Consider the following 15,973-nt stretch of genomic DNA (forward strand, 5'->3'; position numbering starts at 1 on the left):
GCCTGTAACTTAGGCGACGCTAGTCATTCCAGACGAAGGCGACCTTCTTCAGCGCCTTCTGCTCGAAGACCTCGACGCCTTCGGCGATATCACGGCCGCCATTGCCGGCATAGAAGGCCAGGGCGTTGTGGTTGTCTTCCAGCGCCCAGACCACCAGGCCACGCAGGCCATGGTCGGCGAGCCGGGCCTTGGCCGCCTTGAACAGACGGCTGCCGAGCCCGATGCCCTGATATTCGGGACGCAGGTAAAGCTCGTAGATCTCGCCCTGCTGGCGGAGCTCGCGGGCGCGGTTCTTGCCGATCGTGGCGTAGCCGGCGACCGTCCCGCCGATCTCGACCACCAGCACGGTGGCGGCGCGGCGAATCGCGTTGGCCCACCAGTCGACGCCGCGGCGGTTGATCATCGAGGTCAGCGTGCGGTGCGGGATGATGCCGGAATAGGCGCCGCGCCAGGCCTGCTGGTGCACCTCGGCAATGGCGCTCGCGTCGCGCGGCTCTGCCTTCCGGATGTCGATCGTCAGCGTGTTCATGATTGGTTAACCATAAACCCGCATCGGCTGATTGCAAAGAGTCCGCCAAACCCCTTCGACGCTTTCGCACAGGCGAAAGGCGCGTGAGCGGACAAGGCGCCTCAGATTTCGACGAGATGATCGTCGAGCTCGTTGGCGTCGCCTTCGGTCACCGGGAAATGCTCGGCGAGCACCGCGCCGACCGTGCCGATGGCCTTGACGAAGCCGTCGGGCAGCCGGTCGTCGCCGGCATGCTTCGTCAGGTCGCGCACAACGCCGTCCCAGACATGCTGGCCGACCTTGGCATCGATGCCGGAGTCGGCGACGACCTCGGCATAGCGCTCGGCGATGGAGACGAAGATGAGCACGCCCGTGCGCGCCTGCGTGCGGTGGACGTTGCGGGCCAGGAACTGCTTCATCGCATTGGCGTGCGCCGCCTGATAGCGCAGCCTTCTCGGCACGAAATGAATGCGCAAGGCGGGCAGAAACCAGAGCAGGGCGAGCACCGAGGCCTGCGCCAGCACTTGTGCCAGGACGAAATGCGGTAGCCGGATGGTCAACCACCAGGCCTCCAGCCCGTAGGCGACGGCAAGGCTGGCGATGAACAGGCCGATCGTCGTCGTGAACGCAGCCGGAAAGAAGTAGCCGTCGCTGGCTCGAGCGACGACGCAGTAGATCTCGCCGTCGGTCTTCAACTCGGCCGTCCGGATCGCCTCGGCGATGCGGTCATGGTCCTCGGCGCTGATCGATCGCGTTGCCATGATGCCTCACCAGCTTCCCGAGGAGCCGCCGCCACCGGACGAGCCGCCGCCGCCGGAAAACCCGCCGCCGCCGCCACCCGACGACCAGCCTCCGCCGCCCGACGACCAGCCACCGCCACTCGACGAGGAGGATCGCCGGCCAGGCTCGAAAGTCATGCCGAGCCAGCGGTAGCGGCCGGGTCCGATCTTCTGGCCGAAGATCGGCGGCAGCACCGTCATCGCGATGCCGCCGAAGAAGATCAGCGCCCAGATGGTGATGAAGATGGCGAAAAACAGGTCATCGGAGTTGAACGGCGCCTGCTCGTTGCGCTTGCCGCGCGCTTCGAGCTCCTCCGGATTGCCCTCCAGCACCATGATCATGTCGTCGACAGCCTTGGTGATGCCGCCGGAGAAATCGCCGGCGCGGAAGGCCGGCACCATGTCGTTCTCGATGATCAGCTTGGTGTGCAGGTCGGTGAGCGTGCCTTCGAGACCATAGCCGACCTCGATGCGCATCTTGCGGTCGTTGGGCGCCACCAGGAGCAGCACGCCGTTGTTTTCCTTGGCCTGGCCGAGCTTCCAGAAGCGGAACAGCCGGTTGGCGTAAGGCTCGATCTCCTCGCCGCCGAGGCTGGGTATGGTGGCGACGACGATCTGGTCCGAGCCTTTTGTCTCGAAGTCGGCAAGTTTCTGGGTCAGCGCCGCGCGTGTGCCGGCATCGATGATGCTGGCATTGTCGACGATGCGGCCGGTCAGCGCGGGGAGGTCGGCGGCGAGGGCGGCGAGGGGGAGGAGGAAGAGAGCGAGCAAAACACCGGCGAAGGCGCTCCGGCACCCCCCCCTCTGGCCTGCCGGCCATCTCCCCCGCAAGGGGGGAGATTGGACTTCAATGCGGTCTTCGCCAATCGCCAACGTTGCAGGAGAGGCGTCGGCAAAGAAGCTGCTAATCTCCCCCCTTGCGGGGGAGATGTCCGGCAGGACAGAGGGGGGTGTGAAGGAACTCAAGGCCTGCAAGCTCGATTAAATTTCAGTCGAGGCTCTCACCCGCCCTGCTTGGTGGTGCTCGTGCCGAAATCGACCTTCGGCACCTGCATCTTGTCCTCTTCCACCGTGAAGTTGGCGTAAGGTTCGTTGGCGCGGAACCACAACGTCGCCCACAGCACCGACGGGAAGGTCTTCAGCGTCAGATTGTAGTCCCTGACCGCCTGGATGTAGTCGCGCCGCGCCACCGCGATGCGGTTCTCGGTGCCTTCGAGCTGCGCCTGCAACGCCAGGAAGTTCTGGTTTGCCTTGAGGTCGGGATAGGCTTCCGACACCGCGATCAGCCGCGACAGCGCGCTGGTCAGCCCGGCCTGGGCATCCTGGAACTTCTTCAGCGCCTCGGGATCCTTCAGCGTGTCGGGCGTCACCGTGATCTGCGTCGCCTTGGCGCGCGCCTGGACGACCGCATCGAGCGTATCCTTTTCATGCGAGGCATAGCCTTTCACCGTCTCGACCAGGTTCGGGATCAGGTCGGAACGGCGCTGATACTGGTTGAGCACCTCGCTCCAGGCCGCCTTGGCGTTCTCTTCCGCCGTCGGAATGGTGTTGTAGCCGCAGCCGGCGAGCAGCGGCAGCACGAAAGCCATCATCAGGAAGGCAGGCAGATTGCGGAAGACGGAAGGTGGTGAGAGGCGCTCTGTAATCATGGTTGGTCCCTCGACAGAAGTTGCATGCGAAGCATTACCACAATCCACGCGTAAGAAAATGTCCGGCCGATGACGCCGATTCCGACGCGGGCGCGAGCCGCTGTGAATAGTCGAGCGAACAGGATTCCCTCTCTTTGTTTGACGCAATTCCGGTCGGAAGGCCACGGCGAAGTCGCCGAGTCTAAACGCTTCGCACTTTTCCTGGAATTGCTCTAAGCTCCGGGCAGGAAAGGGCAATTGCATGGCCGAGCGCCGGGACGACGAGACCGAATCGCGCCGCATCCTCGAACGCGTGGCGCGCGAGACGGCGCCGGGCGGCGCGTCGTTCATCGCACGCACGGCGAAGGACGCGCGCGACCGTGTCACCGCCGCCGACGCCGACCGCGCCGATCCCATCGAATATTGGGGAACCCGCATTGGCCGAACGCTCGGTTTCGTCATTGCCATTGGGCTATTGGCCTGGCTGGTGTATGCCGCCACACGTGGCGGCTAGGATTCAGATTCCATGAATGCAGAAAAAACCGACGCGCCGCGCGCGGTCATCGTCATCTCCAGCCATGTCGCCCGCGGTTCGGTCGGCAACCGCGCCGCGGTCTTTGCGCTGGAGACGCTGGGTTTCCCGGTCTGGGCAGTGCCCACCGTCATCCTGCCCTGGCATCCGGGCCACAGCCGGGCCACGCGCATCGTGCCGCCGCTCGATCAGTTCAAGGCGCTGATGGCCGATCTCGAGCGCGCGCCGTGGCTGGGCGAGGTAAGGGCCGTGCTTTCGGGCTATCTCGGCGAGGCCGGCCAGGCCGACGCGGTCGCCTCGCTGGTCGCCGCTGTCAAGGAAAGGACTCCGAACGCGCTTTACGTCTGCGACCCGGTTATGGGCGATTCCGGCGGGCTCTACGTGCCTGAACCGACGGCCGTTGCCATGCGCGACAAATTGATGCCGATCGCGGATATCGCGACGCCCAACCGCTATGAGCTGGAATGGATGGCGGGCGCGCCGCTGCCCGACATCAAGGCGGTCACGGCGGCGGCGCTTCATGCCGGCCCTTCGACTATGCTGGTGACCTCGGCACCCGCCATGATGATGGGCGGCACCGGCAATTTCCTGCTCGACGGCAGCCAGGCGCTGCTTGCCGAGCACCGCGTGATCGAGAAGCCGCCGAATGGGCTCGGCGACCTGACGGCCGCCGTCTATCTGGCGCGCGTTCTCTCCGGCCAGGCGCCGGTCAAGGCGCTGCAATCGACCACCGCCGCGGTCTACGAGATCCTCGCCCGCACCGCCAAGCGCGGCGGCGACGAGCTGCAGCTCGAAACCGACGCGCAGAGCCTGTCGCATCCGATGGCCATGGTGCAGCTGCGCCACCTGCTGCATCCGGGGCGGGACAAGCGGGCGTGACGCCAGACGGCGGCCTGGCCGGCGTCGACGGCTGCAAGGCCGGCTGGATCGCCGTCCACCGCGAAACGGGCGTCGCGCCGTCGGTTTCGGTCTTCCCGAGCTTCCAGTCGCTGCTCGACGCGCTGCCGAATGCCACCATCGCCGTCGACATGCCGATCGGCTTGCCGGATTTTTCGCGCAAGGGCGGCCGCGGGCCGGAAGCGCTGGTGCGGCCGCTGCTCGGGGCGCGGCAATCGAGCGTGTTCGCCATCCCCTCCCGAGCGGCGCTCTATGCCGACACCAGCGACTTCACCACGATCGAGGCCTGGTATGCGGCGCACCGGCTGGCAAGCGCGGTGGCGATGGAGACCTCCGACCCGCCGCGCGGCGTTTCGATCCAGGCCTTCGGTATTTTCTCGAAGATACGCGAGATCGACCAGTTGGTGATCGCACGGCCCGATTTGCGTCGCCGCATCTTCGAATCGCATCCGGAAATGGCGTTCTGCCGGCTGAATGGCGGCACGGCGATGGCCTTGCCGAAGAAGATCAAGGGCGCGGTCAACCCGGCCGGCATGGAGGAGCGCAAGGCGCTGCTTTGCCGGCATGGCTACGAGAAAGCCTTTCTCGACCAGGCAGCGCCACGAGGCGCCGCGAGCGACGATTTCCTCGACGCGGCGGCAATGATGCTGATTGCCGGGCGGATCGCCAGCGGCGAGGCGCGGCCGTCGCCCGATCCGCCGCTGGCCGACCGTTTCGGCATCCCCGTTGCCATCTGGGCGTGACGCATATCGGGCCGAGCCATGATTGCCGCAACGATTGCGACGCAGCGATCCGCAATTCGGCATTGCCCGCGACCGGCTTTTGCCGTTAGAGCCTTTTTCCATCGCAACGAGCTGCCGCCTCAACCTCCGGAAAGGCTCTAGCCGCCAATGCCCCATCTGCCCGAGCACCTGCTGAACGGCTACCGCAACTTCATGACCGGTCGCTATCCTACCGAAAGCGACCGCTACCGCTCGCTGGCGCGGGAAGGCCAGGCGCCGGAGACGATGATCGTCGCCTGCTGCGATTCCCGCTCGGCCCCGGAAGCGATCTTCGATGCAGGGCCGGGCGAGCTCTTCGTGCTGCGCAATGTCGGCAATCTGGTGCCGCCCTATGAGCCGGACGGCGAGTTCCATTCGACCTCGGCCGCGCTCGAATTCGCCGTGCAGAGCCTCAAGGTGAAGAACATCGTGGTGATGGGACACGGCCGCTGCGGCGGCATTCGCGCCGCGCTCGACACCAATGCGGCGCCGCTGTCGCCCGGCGATTTCATCGGCAAATGGATGAGCCTGATCGCGCCAGCCGCCGAGACGGTGGCTGCCAGCACGATGATGACGGCGACGGAGCGCCAGACGGCGCTGGAGCGCATCTCCATCCGCTATTCGATCGCCAATCTCAGGACCTTTCCCTGCGTCTCGATCCTCGAAGGCAAGGGACGGCTCTCGCTGCACGGCGCCTGGTTCGACATCTCGACCGGGGAGCTCTGGGTGATGAACAAGGACACCGGCGATTTCGAGCGGCCGGAGCTGTGACGGAGGGATAATGCCCCGGAGCCGGTGGAAGGTCTTTCTCGCGGCGACGCTGCTCATATCCACGATCGCCCGCGCCAGCGCCGATGACGGCGCCATCATCGATCGCTGGTACTCGGCGCTGCTGGTCGCCGACCGCACCGAATTGTCCGACCTGCTTGCCGACGACGTGCGCATGAAGCTCGACGACATCGGTGTCGTCCAGACCAAACAGGACTTCATCGCCTCGATCGACGAATGGCAGGGCGCGGTCGCGGGCGCCGCGATCCGCCACCGCGTCGAAAGGAGCGAGAACGGCGAGACCACGGTGCTCGCTTGCTACGACTTCCCCAGCAACGACACGCTGATGCGCGAGACCTTCGCCGTCGCCGGTGGCCGCATCGTCGCCAGCACCCAGACGGCGGTGGCGCAAGATTGCAGCGCCTATTGAGGCGAAGCCCGAGTTGCGCCGTACGCGACACCGCCCTACATCCGGGGCTGCCCTCCGCCTATCGAAACTCCCCGATTGGATCTGCCCATGTCAAAAACCGTCGATCTCGCTGCCCATCCGCTGACCGTCTGGCAGGGGCCGCTCGGCCTGCCGGATTTCTCGCGCATCGGCGACGATGATTTCGGGCCGGTCTTCGACGCGGCGCTCGAGGCGCACCAGGCCGAGATCGACGCGATCGCCGGCAACAGCGAGACGCCGACCGTCGAGAACACGCTGGCAGCGCTCGAACTCGCGGGTGAGGCGCTCGACCATGTCTCGTCAATCTTCTGGTGCCGCGCCGGCGCCCACACCAACGACACGATCCAGGCGATGGAGCGCGAGGTTTCGCCGAAGATGTCGCGGCATTTCTCGGCGATCTCGATGAACGAAAAACTATTTGCCCGCATCGACGATCTTTACCAGCGGCGCGACAGCCTCAAGCTCGATGCCGAAACGCTGCGCGTGCTGGAGAAGACCTGGAAGGGCTTTGTCCGGTCGGGCGCGAAACTCGACGCCCATGGCAAGAAACGGCTCGCGGCCATCAATGAGGAGCTTTCCTCGCTCGGCACCAAATTCGGCCAGAACGTGCTGGCCGACGAGCGCGACTGGGCGCTGTTCCTCGACCAAGCCGATCTTGCCGGCCTGCCGGACTTTTTGAAAAGCGCCATGGCCGAAGCGGCCGAGATCCGCGGCCAGAAGGGCCGCTATGCGGTGACGTTGTCGCGCTCGATCTATGAGCCGTTCTCGACCTTTTCCGAGCGCCGCGACCTGCGCGAGATTGCGTTCAAAGCCTTCATCATGCGCGGCCAGAATGGCGGTGCCTCCGACAACACCGATGTCGTGCGCGACATGCTGAAGCTGCGCGCCGAGAAGGCGAAGCTGCTGGGCTACGGCTCGTTCGCGGCGCTCAAGCTCGACGACACGATGGCCAAGACGCCGAAGGCCGTGCACGACCTGCTCGATCCCGTGTGGGAGAAGGCGCTGGAAAAGGCCGCCGCCGACCAGAAGGAGCTGGAACGGCTGGCTACCGAGGCGGGCAGCAACGAGAAATTCGCGGCGTGGGACTGGCGCTTCTACCAGGAAAAGCTACGCGCCGAGAAATTCGCATTCGACGAGGCGGAGCTGAAGCCCTACCTGCAGCTTGAGCGGGTCATCGAGGCCTGCTTCGACGTCGCCACCAAACTGTTCGGCATCACCTTCGAGGAGAAGAAGGGCATCGCCGCCTGGCATCCCGATGCGCGTGTCTTCGTGGTCAAGAATGCCGACGGCAGCGAGCGCGGCCTGTTCCTGGCCGACTATTTCGCGAGGCCCTCAAAACGCTCCGGCGCGTGGATGAGCGCGCTGCGGTCCGGCTATAAACTCGGTCATGGCGTCAAGCCGGTCATCTACAACATCATGAATTTCGCCAAGCCGCCGGCCGGCGAGGCAGCACTTCTGTCGGTCGACGAGGCAAAGACGCTGTTCCACGAGTTCGGCCATGCGCTGCACGGCATGCTGACCGACGTCACCTGGCCGTCGGTTTCGGGCACGTCGGTCAGCCGCGATTTCGTCGAATTGCCTTCGCAACTATACGAGCATTGGCTGACGGTGCCCGCGGTGCTGGAAAAGCACGCGCTGCACGTCAAGACCGGCAAGCCGATGCCGAAGGCGCTGCTCGACAAGATGCTCGCCACCCGCACATTCGGCGCCGGCTTCGCCACGGTCGAGTTCACCGCCTCGGCGCTGGTCGACATGGCCTATCACGCGCGGCCGGACGCGCCTGCCGAGCCGCTTCGATACGAAGCCGAGACGCTTGAAAAGCTGCATATGCCCGACACGATCGCGATGCGCCATCGCACCCCGCATTTCGGCCATGTCTTCGCCGGCGACGGCTATTCAGCCGGCTACTATTCCTACATGTGGTCGGAAGTGCTCGACGCCGATGCCTTCGCGGCTTTCGAGGAGACGGGCGATCCCTTCAACCCGGCGCTCGCCGAGCGGCTGCGGAAGAACATCTATGCCGCCGGCGGCTCGAAGGACCCGGAGGAGCTCTACACGGCGTTTCGGGGGAAAATGCCCTCGCCGGAAGCGATGATGGTGAAGCGGGGGTTGGCGTGATTGGCTAATCTCCCACAAGGGGGGAGATGGCCGGCAGGCCAGAGGGGGGGCGCTGTCCCGGCAGCCCATCCTTCGTCATTCTAGGGCGGAGCAAGGAGCGAAGCGACGCGCGCAGACCCTAGAATCCATGCCGTGACGGTTGAGCGCCGCCACGGTCCAGAACGCTCACCAGCCAATTCCGCGAAACAGCTCGAACCATTCCGGGTTGCTCTTCTCGGTCAAGTCGACCTTCCATTGGCGCGGCCAGCGTTTCAATGACGTCTCACGCTGGATGGCATCGGTGATGTCGAAATGCTCTTCGTACCAGACCAGGCGCTGCACACCGTAATGGCCGGTGAAACTGGAGCCTTGGCCGGTCTTGTGCTCGGGCATGCGGCGAGCAAGGTCATTGGTGACACCAATATAGATCGTGCCGCCTTTCTGTCATGTGGCGAGCTTACCTGGCGCTACTACCAACGGCTATTCTGGGTCGTTGCATTCTATGGCCAATGTCACGGCATGGATTCTAGGGTCTGCGCGCGTCGCTTCGCTCCTTGCTCCGCCCTAGAATGACGAAGGAGGCGTCGGCGCTCTACGGGAGGCGAACCCCCTCTGGCCTGCCGGGCATCTGTCCCACAAGGGGGGAGATTGGCAGTTTCCACGGATCCGCGACCCTCGGCCAGATCGGCCTCGTCAGCTTCCTGTAATCCGTCTTCGCCGGATTGCTCGGATAGGAACTCGGTGCCGCGACGTAGATGATCTCGGCGGCGATCGGCGCGAAGCCGGCGTAGAAATGGTTGGTCGACTTGATCAGCAGGATGTCTTTCGCCAGCGGATCGATGCCGACGTTGGAAAAGATATCCGGCTCGAAGGTCTGGGTGCGGTTTGTGTTCAAGATGATTTCGACCTCGGTGCCTTCGATGCGCACAACGGCCGAAGGTCCCAGCGTCACGCGGCTCGGGCCGAAGCTCTGCCAGCCCTCATTGGTGGTCTTCAGCACCGTGACGCGGGCGTCGATCGGCTCGCCGGCCTGAGGCCCGGCCTTGCCGCCGAAGCGCAGGTCGATGACCGCGCCTTCGCCGGCCGCATGGCAGAAGGTGACCGCGATCGGATCCCAGATCGTCGCCACGCCGACCTTGTCGATTCCGCGCTCAAGCAGCTCGCGCAGCACGATCGTGCCGTCGCCCGGCACGCCGCCGCCCGGATTGTCCCAGATGTCGGCGATCACGACCGGCTTGTCCTGGCGCTCGGCCCGCACAGCCAGCGCCTTCTCTATGCCTGCCGAGGCGGAAAGCATCGTCATCGCCGTCTTTTCACGCAAGGCGTAGAGTTCGCGCCCCAGCGTTTCCGCGAGCTTGTCGCCCTTTTCCTTGTCGTTGTCGGTGACGACCAGGATGCGCGTGCCCATCTCCGGCACGTCGGCGGCCATGAAGCCGTGGATGACCGAGACCGACAGCACGCCGTCCTTGCCATGCAGCGCCTTGATCCTGTCGACGAAGGAGCGCATCGGCTCGCGGCTGGTTGGCAGCACCTGGATCATGCGGCAGTCGAAGGTCGAGATCACCGGCTTGATCTCGCCGCGCGCCGCGGCAAGGCCAAGCTCGACGACGTGCTCGCCGCGCTCGTAGAAATCGGTGTGTGGGAATTCGAGGAAATAGGCCATGACATTGCAGGCCGCGACGCGTTTCGGCGTCAGGTGGCTGTGCGGATCGAACTCGGAGGCGATCACCACCTTTGGGCCGACGATGGCGCGCACGCGTTCCAGCAGATCGCCTTCACAATCATCATAGCCTTGCGCGACCATGGCGCCATGCAGGCCGAGGATCACCGCATCGACCGGCAGCGCGGCCTTGAGCTGATCGAGGATCTCGTCGCGCAGCGCCTCATAGGTCTGGCGCTGCACGAGGCCGCCGGGCTCCGCCCAGGTGGCGGTGCCTTCGATGACCGTCAATCCTTCCCTGGCCGCGCGTTTGCGTAAAGCCACGATCGGCGAGGAGCAGAGCGTCGGCGTCTCGGGGTGCTTGCCCGGACCGGCATAGAAGGCCATCTCGAACGAGGCCCGGTCGGTCGGCACCGGCGAGAAGGTGTTGGTTTCCGTCGCCAGCGAGGCGGTGAAGATGCGCATGAACGCTCCGTAGCGGAATATCGGCTATTTGACGGCGCCGAGCGCCAGTCCGCGGACCAGATAGCGCTGCAGCCAGATGAAGAGGATCGCCACCGGCAGTGTCGCCAGCAGCGTGGCTGCCATGACATGGTGCCATTCGATCGTATAGCGGCCGGCGACCAGCGAGAAAACCTGGATCGGCAACGTGTAGCTTTCCTGGCTGCGCAGCATGGTGAGAGCGACGACAAACTCGTTCCAGGCGTTGATGAAGGTGAAGATCGCCGTCACGGCGATCGCCGGCAGGCAGAGCGGCAGGAAGACCTTGCGCAAGGTCAGCCAGCGGCCGGCGCCTTCCATCCAGGCGGCCTCCTCGAGGTCGCGCGGAATGGTGTCGAAATAGCTCTGCAGCATCCACACCGTGAAGGCGACGTTGAAGGCCATGTAGATGAAGCCGAGCGCGGTGGTCGATTCGACCAGGCCCCAGGCGGCCATCAGCCGGAACAGGCCGAGCACCAGCACGATCGGCGAGATCATCTGCGAGATCAAAAGGAACTGGCGGAACGCGCCATGGCCGGCAAAACGAAAGCGCGACATCGCATAGGCCGCCGGCACCGAGATCAGGATGGCGCCGATGGTCGCCAGCGCCGAGACATAGAGCGAGTTGACGAGGGCCTGGCCGAAGCCGGTCGCCACCCACATGTCGGCGAAATTCGACCAGCGGAATTCGCTCGGCCACCAGGTGGGGGTGAGCACCTCCGTGCGCGGCTTGACGGCGGTGAGGAACATCACGGCGAAGGGAAAGATCGTCACCACGATCAATGGCAAAAGCAGCAGCCAGGCGATGATGGTGCGTTTCAGCTTGCTGGTCATGCGCGCTGCTCCCGCATGGCAAGCCGCACATAGATCATGGTGAAGACGAGCAGGATGGCGAACATCACCAGCGACACCGCCGAGGCTTCGCCCAGCTTACCGATGCGGAAGGCGAGCTTGTAGAGATGCGTGACCAATATGTCGGTCGAGTTCGCCGGCCCCCCTTGAGTCATCACCCAGATGATCGGGAAGGAGTTGAACACGTAGATGGTGTTGAGCACGATCGCGATGTTGATGAAGGGTTTCAAGAGCGGAAACGTGATCTCGCGGAACTGCTGGAAAGGCGTGGCGCCCTCGAGTGCCGCGGCCTCATAGAGATCGTCGGGGATCGAGGACAGGCCGCCGAGGAAGATCGTGGTGGTGAAGGGTACCGTCACCAATATGCCGATCAGCACCTGCATCGGGAAGGCGGTCTCGGCGCTCGCCAGCCACTGGATGTTCTGGCTGATCAGGCCGAGCTTCATCAGTGCCGAATTCAGCATGCCGCTCTCGCCGCTGAGCGCCCAGCGCCAGACCACCGCGGTCATGGTCAGCGACACTGCCCAGGGCAGCATGATGATGACGCGGGCGAGGCCGCGGCCATAAAAATCCATGTTGAGGATCATCGCCACCGGGACCGACAAAAGCAGCGCGCCGCCGACCACCAGCACGGTCCACAGCCCGGTGCGCCAGAGCGCCGCGACGAAATCCGGATCGGCGAACAACTCGGCGAAGTTGGCGAAGCCGCTGAACTCGCGCAACTGGCCGAAGCGGTTGACGTCATGTGTCGAGATCTGCAGCAGGTCCCAGACCGGCCAGAAGATCACCACCGCCGCCAAGAGCAGGCTGGGGAGCGTCAGCAGATAGGGCAGGAAACGATTTTGCATCGGCTGGTCATACCGCGTTGCGGGTGGATGGCGCTGACTTAACAGATTGACTTGATCCCGCCTCGTTCTTCTCAGGAGACCGCTTCAGGATTCCTTCCAAGTGGCGGCGCTGTTCCTATCCTGTGCGCCCGTCCTCCGCGGCGGTTGCGGAAGAGAGCCCTTCCTCTCCCCCGTCGATCGGGGGAGAGGTGTCGAGCGAAGCTCGACGGAGTGGGGGTCGACCCTTGGGGGCAGGGGGAGGTGATGCTTGCGCCGAGTGCCCTTCGTGTGTCCGTTCGCGGCGGTTGCCAGGTGGTTCCCCCACTCCGTCTCGGCTTCGCCGAGCCACCTCTCCCCCCTCCGGAGGGAGAGGAAGGAGGCTGGCTGGAAGGCGCTGACATCGATGATCTGTCTTTCTGCTGAAGACCAAAAAGGTGTGGCGCGCTCCGACGGGGTGGAGCGCGCCACGGGGCGCAGGGAGATACGCCCTTATTTCTTTTTCAGCACGGCGTCGGCCTTGGCCGCCGCGTCCTTCAAACCGGCCTCGGGGTCGCCGCCAAGATAGATCTTCTGCATGGCGTCCGACGTGATCTGGGCGATCTCTTCCCAGCCGGGGATGACCGGCGCGAAGCGGGCGTCGGGCAAGAGCGCGGTGAAGGCGGCGAGGTCGGCGTTGTTGACGTAATAGTCCATCTTCGCCTCTTCCTTGTTCACCGGCAGGAAGCCTTCGCCTTGCGTGAACTTGGCGCGCTGCTCCTTGGTGAACAGGAAGTCGAGCAGCTTCCAGGCCTCGTCCTTGTTCTTGGAGTTCTTGAACATGATGATGCTATCGGTGACGCCGTAAGTGCCGCGCGCGCCGGTCGGGCCGGCGGGGATGGCGGCGACGCCGTATTTGAGGTTCGGCGCTTCTTCCTTGATCTGGTTGGACAGGAAGGGCGCGGTGATCATCATGCCGACCTTGCCCTGCTTGAACAGGTTCTGCACGTCCTCACGGTTGTTGGAGGTGACGCCGGGTTCCGTCAGGCCCTCGTCGATCATCGACTTGTAGAGCTTGGCGGCTTCCAGCGCGCCGGGCGTGCTCAGGCCGGACGTGCCGTCCTTGTTGAGGATCTCGGTGCCCTGCGACCACATCGCATAATAGTAATAGACGTCGGTCTCGATCTCCTTGCCCTGCAAGCCGAAGCCGAAAGCGCCTTGAGCCTTGATCTTGCGGGCGTCTTCCTGCAACTCGGTCCAGGTCGCCGGCGGCTTGGCGATGCCGGCCTTCTCGAACAGCTCCTTGTTGTAATACATGGCGCGCGCCGAAGCCGCGATCGGCAGGCCGTAAGTGTGGCCGTCCATGATCGAGGGCTGCAGGAAGGTGTCGATGAAGCGGTCCTTGAACTCGGGCTTGATGTAGCTGTCGAGCGGCTCGGCGACATCCTGCTGGACGAAGTCGATCAGCCAGCGCGTGCCGATGATCGAAAGGTCGGCATTGGTGCCGGCGGTGATGTCGGTGGTGAGCTTCTGCAGGAGCACATCCCACGGCACCACTTCATACTTGATGGTGATGCCGGGATTAGCCGCCTCGAATTCCTTCTTCACTTCCTCGAAATAGGGGCCGGTCTTGGCGCTGTATTCGGCGACGGTGACGCGCACCTCGCCGGCACCGGCAGGTGCGGCAAAAGCCAGCATGCTCATTCCGGCCAACAGGCCGACAGTCCATTTCGCAAGGCTCATCTGATCTCTCCCATTGATGCCCGTTGGCGCCTGGGCCCTTGGGGGCGCAGGATTTATGTTACTTTCCTACATTATCCATCATTTCGCGCCATGCAAGCGGATTATCATGTTGCTTAATTACATTTGCTTGGTTAGCCTGCCGGCTTAAAATGAGGGGCGGAGGAACGGGCAAATTGGGTTCGAAAGCCGAATTCGAAGGCAAGACAATTGTCGTCACCGGCGCCGGCGGCGGCCTCGGTTCGGCGATCGTTGAGCTCATGGCGGAGCGCGGCGCGCGAATCGTCGGCTGCGACCAGTCGACGGAAGCGCTGGCCAGCCCGCATATCGCGTCGCGCCATGTCTTCAACCTGCTCGACCGGGCCTCGATCGAAGCGGCGATCCTCGCGCTGCTCGACAAGGACGGCGTCCCCGACATCCTGATCAACAATGCCGGCTGGACGCGCGCCGAGACCTTGAAGGCGCTGACGGCGGACAAAATCGAGCAGGAGCTCGACCTCAATTTGACCGGCGTGATGACTTTCGCCGATCCGCTGATCAAGGCGATGGCCGGGCGCGGTTCTGGCAGCGTCGTCTTCATTTCCTCGGTCAACGCCATCGCGCATTTCGGCAATCCGGCCTATGCCGCGGCCAAGGCCGGCATCAACGCCTATGCCAAATCGGTCGCGGTCGAGCTCGGCCGTGCCGGGTTGCGGGCCAATGTCGTGTGCCCGGGGTCGATCCGCACCGCCGCCTGGGACCATCGCCTGGCCAAGGACCCCGAGATCCTCGGCCGGCTGCAGCGGCTCTATCCACTCGGCCGCATCGTCAATGCACGGGAAGTGGCGGAGGCCGTCGCTTTCCTTGCCTCCGAGCGCGCTTCCGGCATAACAGGTGCCGTGGTGCCCGTGGACGCCGGACTGACGGCCGGCTACCTGCCTTTCATCGACGACATATTGGGAGCGTGACCATGACCGACGTCCAGTTCCGCAACCTGTCGAAATCCTTCGGCCAGCACAAAATCCTCGAGGACATCAACCTCGACATCCGGACCGGCGAGTTCGTCGTGCTGGTCGGCCCGTCCGGCTGCGGCAAGTCCACCCTGCTGCGCATGCTGGCAGGGCTGGAGGCGATCACCTCCGGCGATCTCGTCATCGGCGGCACGCGCGCCAACGAGCTGCCGCCGCAGAAGCGCAACATCGCCATGGTGTTCCAGTCCTACGCGCTGTTCCCGCATCTGAAGGCTGCGGAAAATATCGGCTTCGGCCCAAAGATCCGCGGCGAGAACCGCGCCGCGATCGACGACAAAGTCAAGAAGGCGTCGGGCGTGCTCAACCTCTTCTCCTATCTCGACCGCTATCCAAGGCAATTGTCGGGCGGCCAGCGCCAGCGCGTCGCCATGGGCCGCGCCATCGTGCGCGAGCCTTCGGTCTTCCTCTTCGACGAGCCGCTTTCCAATCTCGACGCGCAATTGCGCGTGCAGATGCGCACCGAGATCAAGGCGCTGCACCAGCGGCTGAAATCGACCATCGTCTACGTCACCCACGACCAGATCGAGGCGATGACCATGGCCGACCGCATCGTGGTGATGGATCGCGGCCGCATTCAGCAGGTCGGCCAGCCGCTGGAGCTCTACGACAGGCCGGCCAACAAATTCGTCGCCGGCTTCATCGGCTCGCCCTCGATGAGCTTCGTCTCCGGCGCGCTGAAGACGGCCGGAGCCAAGTCCTGGTTTGAAACGACGAGCGGCGGCCGCCTGGCGCTCTCGGGCGAGGCAGCTTCCGGCGGCGACACGGTCGAGGCCGGCATCAGGCCCGAGCATTTCGTGGTTGGCGCCGGCGACGATGCCATCGCCATCAAGGTCGATGTCGTCGAGCCGACCGGGTCGGAAACCCATGTCTACGGCTCGGTCGGCGACGACACGGTGCGCGCGGTGTTCCGCGACCGGCTGCAGGTAAAGCCGGGCGACCGGCTGCCGGTGAGCGTCGACCCACGCAACATCCACCTCTTCGACAAGGCGACGGGCCTGCCGCTCTGAGAT

The 15,973-nt window shown here is 64.5% G+C and carries 17 protein-coding genes; 8 read left to right on the plus strand and 9 right to left on the minus strand.

All coding sequences use genetic code 11. The annotated features are described in order from the left end of the window. Positions 1-19 precede the first annotated feature (19 nt). The 4 genes from FJ430_RS05455 to FJ430_RS05470 form a co-directional block, all read right to left on the minus strand. On the minus strand, positions 20-529 hold the full coding sequence (locus FJ430_RS05455) for a GNAT family N-acetyltransferase (protein ID WP_040991512.1): 510 nt from the start codon (positions 527-529) through the stop codon (positions 20-22). Between the two features lie 101 nt (positions 530-630). Continuing rightward, on the minus strand, positions 631-1,269 hold the full coding sequence (locus FJ430_RS05460) for a TPM domain-containing protein (RefSeq protein ID WP_140710896.1): 639 nt from the start codon (positions 1,267-1,269) through the stop codon (positions 631-633). A gap of 6 nt (positions 1,270-1,275) precedes the next feature. Further along, positions 1,276-2,118: a TPM domain-containing protein gene (locus FJ430_RS05465; protein ID WP_140710898.1), complete on the minus strand. Its 843-nt coding sequence runs from the start codon at positions 2,116-2,118 to the stop codon at positions 1,276-1,278. A gap of 170 nt (positions 2,119-2,288) precedes the next feature. Further along, positions 2,289-2,936 carry a LemA family protein gene (locus FJ430_RS05470; protein WP_140710900.1) on the minus strand — a complete coding sequence of 216 codons (648 nt, stop codon included), beginning with the start codon at positions 2,934-2,936 and terminating at the stop codon, positions 2,289-2,291. A gap of 241 nt (positions 2,937-3,177) precedes the next feature. On the opposite strand from FJ430_RS05470, the gene FJ430_RS05475 reads away from it, so the two are divergent. The 6 genes from FJ430_RS05475 to FJ430_RS05500 all read left to right on the plus strand — a co-directional run bounded on the left by FJ430_RS05475 (position 3,178) and on the right by FJ430_RS05500 (position 8,439). After that, entirely contained in the window at positions 3,178-3,429 is a 252-nt protein-coding gene (locus FJ430_RS05475) for a hypothetical protein (RefSeq protein WP_140647049.1), read from the plus strand. A gap of 12 nt (positions 3,430-3,441) precedes the next feature. Beyond that, positions 3,442-4,326: a pyridoxal kinase PdxY gene (gene pdxY, locus FJ430_RS05480; protein WP_140710902.1), complete on the plus strand. Its 885-nt coding sequence runs from the start codon at positions 3,442-3,444 to the stop codon at positions 4,324-4,326. Continuing rightward, complete coding sequence (locus FJ430_RS05485; protein WP_140710904.1) at positions 4,323-5,087, plus strand: DUF429 domain-containing protein; 765 nt, start codon at positions 4,323-4,325, stop codon at positions 5,085-5,087. Before pdxY ends, FJ430_RS05485 begins: the two co-directional genes overlap by 4 nt. A 147-nt stretch (positions 5,088-5,234) precedes the next feature. After that, positions 5,235-5,876, plus strand: coding sequence for a carbonic anhydrase (locus tag FJ430_RS05490; RefSeq protein WP_140647046.1), 642 nt, complete (start codon positions 5,235-5,237; stop codon positions 5,874-5,876). A gap of 10 nt (positions 5,877-5,886) precedes the next feature. Next, a complete protein-coding gene (locus tag FJ430_RS05495) occupies positions 5,887-6,303 on the plus strand; it encodes a nuclear transport factor 2 family protein (RefSeq protein ID WP_140710906.1) in 417 nt (138 codons plus the stop codon). Between the two features lie 81 nt (positions 6,304-6,384). Then, the gene (locus tag FJ430_RS05500) at positions 6,385-8,439 is read left to right on the plus strand and encodes a M3 family metallopeptidase (protein WP_140710969.1); all 2,055 of its coding nucleotides are present in this window, start codon (positions 6,385-6,387) and stop codon (positions 8,437-8,439) included. Positions 8,440-8,604: 165 nt separating this feature from the next. Here the strand turns inward: FJ430_RS05500 and FJ430_RS05505 are convergent, their stop codons facing one another. The 5 genes from FJ430_RS05505 to FJ430_RS05525 form a co-directional block, all read right to left on the minus strand. After that, entirely contained in the window at positions 8,605-8,847 is a 243-nt protein-coding gene (locus FJ430_RS05505; protein WP_226892218.1) for a GIY-YIG nuclease family protein, read from the minus strand. Between the two features lie 163 nt (positions 8,848-9,010). Then, positions 9,011-10,543 carry a M81 family metallopeptidase gene (locus tag FJ430_RS05510; RefSeq protein ID WP_140710910.1) on the minus strand — a complete coding sequence of 511 codons (1,533 nt, stop codon included), beginning with the start codon at positions 10,541-10,543 and terminating at the stop codon, positions 9,011-9,013. Positions 10,544-10,567: 24 nt separating this feature from the next. Continuing rightward, entirely contained in the window at positions 10,568-11,392 is an 825-nt protein-coding gene (locus tag FJ430_RS05515; RefSeq protein ID WP_140659273.1) for a carbohydrate ABC transporter permease, read from the minus strand. Next, positions 11,389-12,258, minus strand: coding sequence for a carbohydrate ABC transporter permease (locus FJ430_RS05520; protein WP_140647041.1), 870 nt, complete (start codon positions 12,256-12,258; stop codon positions 11,389-11,391). Before FJ430_RS05520 ends, FJ430_RS05515 begins: the two co-directional genes overlap by 4 nt. Before the next feature lie 468 nt (positions 12,259-12,726). Then, on the minus strand, positions 12,727-13,956 hold the full coding sequence (locus tag FJ430_RS05525; protein WP_140710912.1) for an ABC transporter substrate-binding protein: 1,230 nt from the start codon (positions 13,954-13,956) through the stop codon (positions 12,727-12,729). A gap of 173 nt (positions 13,957-14,129) precedes the next feature. On the opposite strand from FJ430_RS05525, the gene FJ430_RS05530 reads away from it, so the two are divergent. Together FJ430_RS05530 and FJ430_RS05535 are read left to right on the plus strand one after the other, a co-directional pair. Beyond that, entirely contained in the window at positions 14,130-14,900 is a 771-nt protein-coding gene (locus tag FJ430_RS05530) for an SDR family NAD(P)-dependent oxidoreductase (protein WP_413467826.1), read from the plus strand. A gap of 2 nt (positions 14,901-14,902) precedes the next feature. After that, the gene (locus FJ430_RS05535; protein ID WP_140710917.1) at positions 14,903-15,970 is read left to right on the plus strand and encodes an ABC transporter ATP-binding protein; all 1,068 of its coding nucleotides are present in this window, start codon (positions 14,903-14,905) and stop codon (positions 15,968-15,970) included. The last annotated feature ends 3 nt before the right edge of the window (positions 15,971-15,973 follow it).

It is taken from the genome of Mesorhizobium sp. B2-8-5 (genome assembly GCF_006440675.2).
GTDB lineage: Bacteria > Pseudomonadota > Alphaproteobacteria > Rhizobiales > Rhizobiaceae > Mesorhizobium.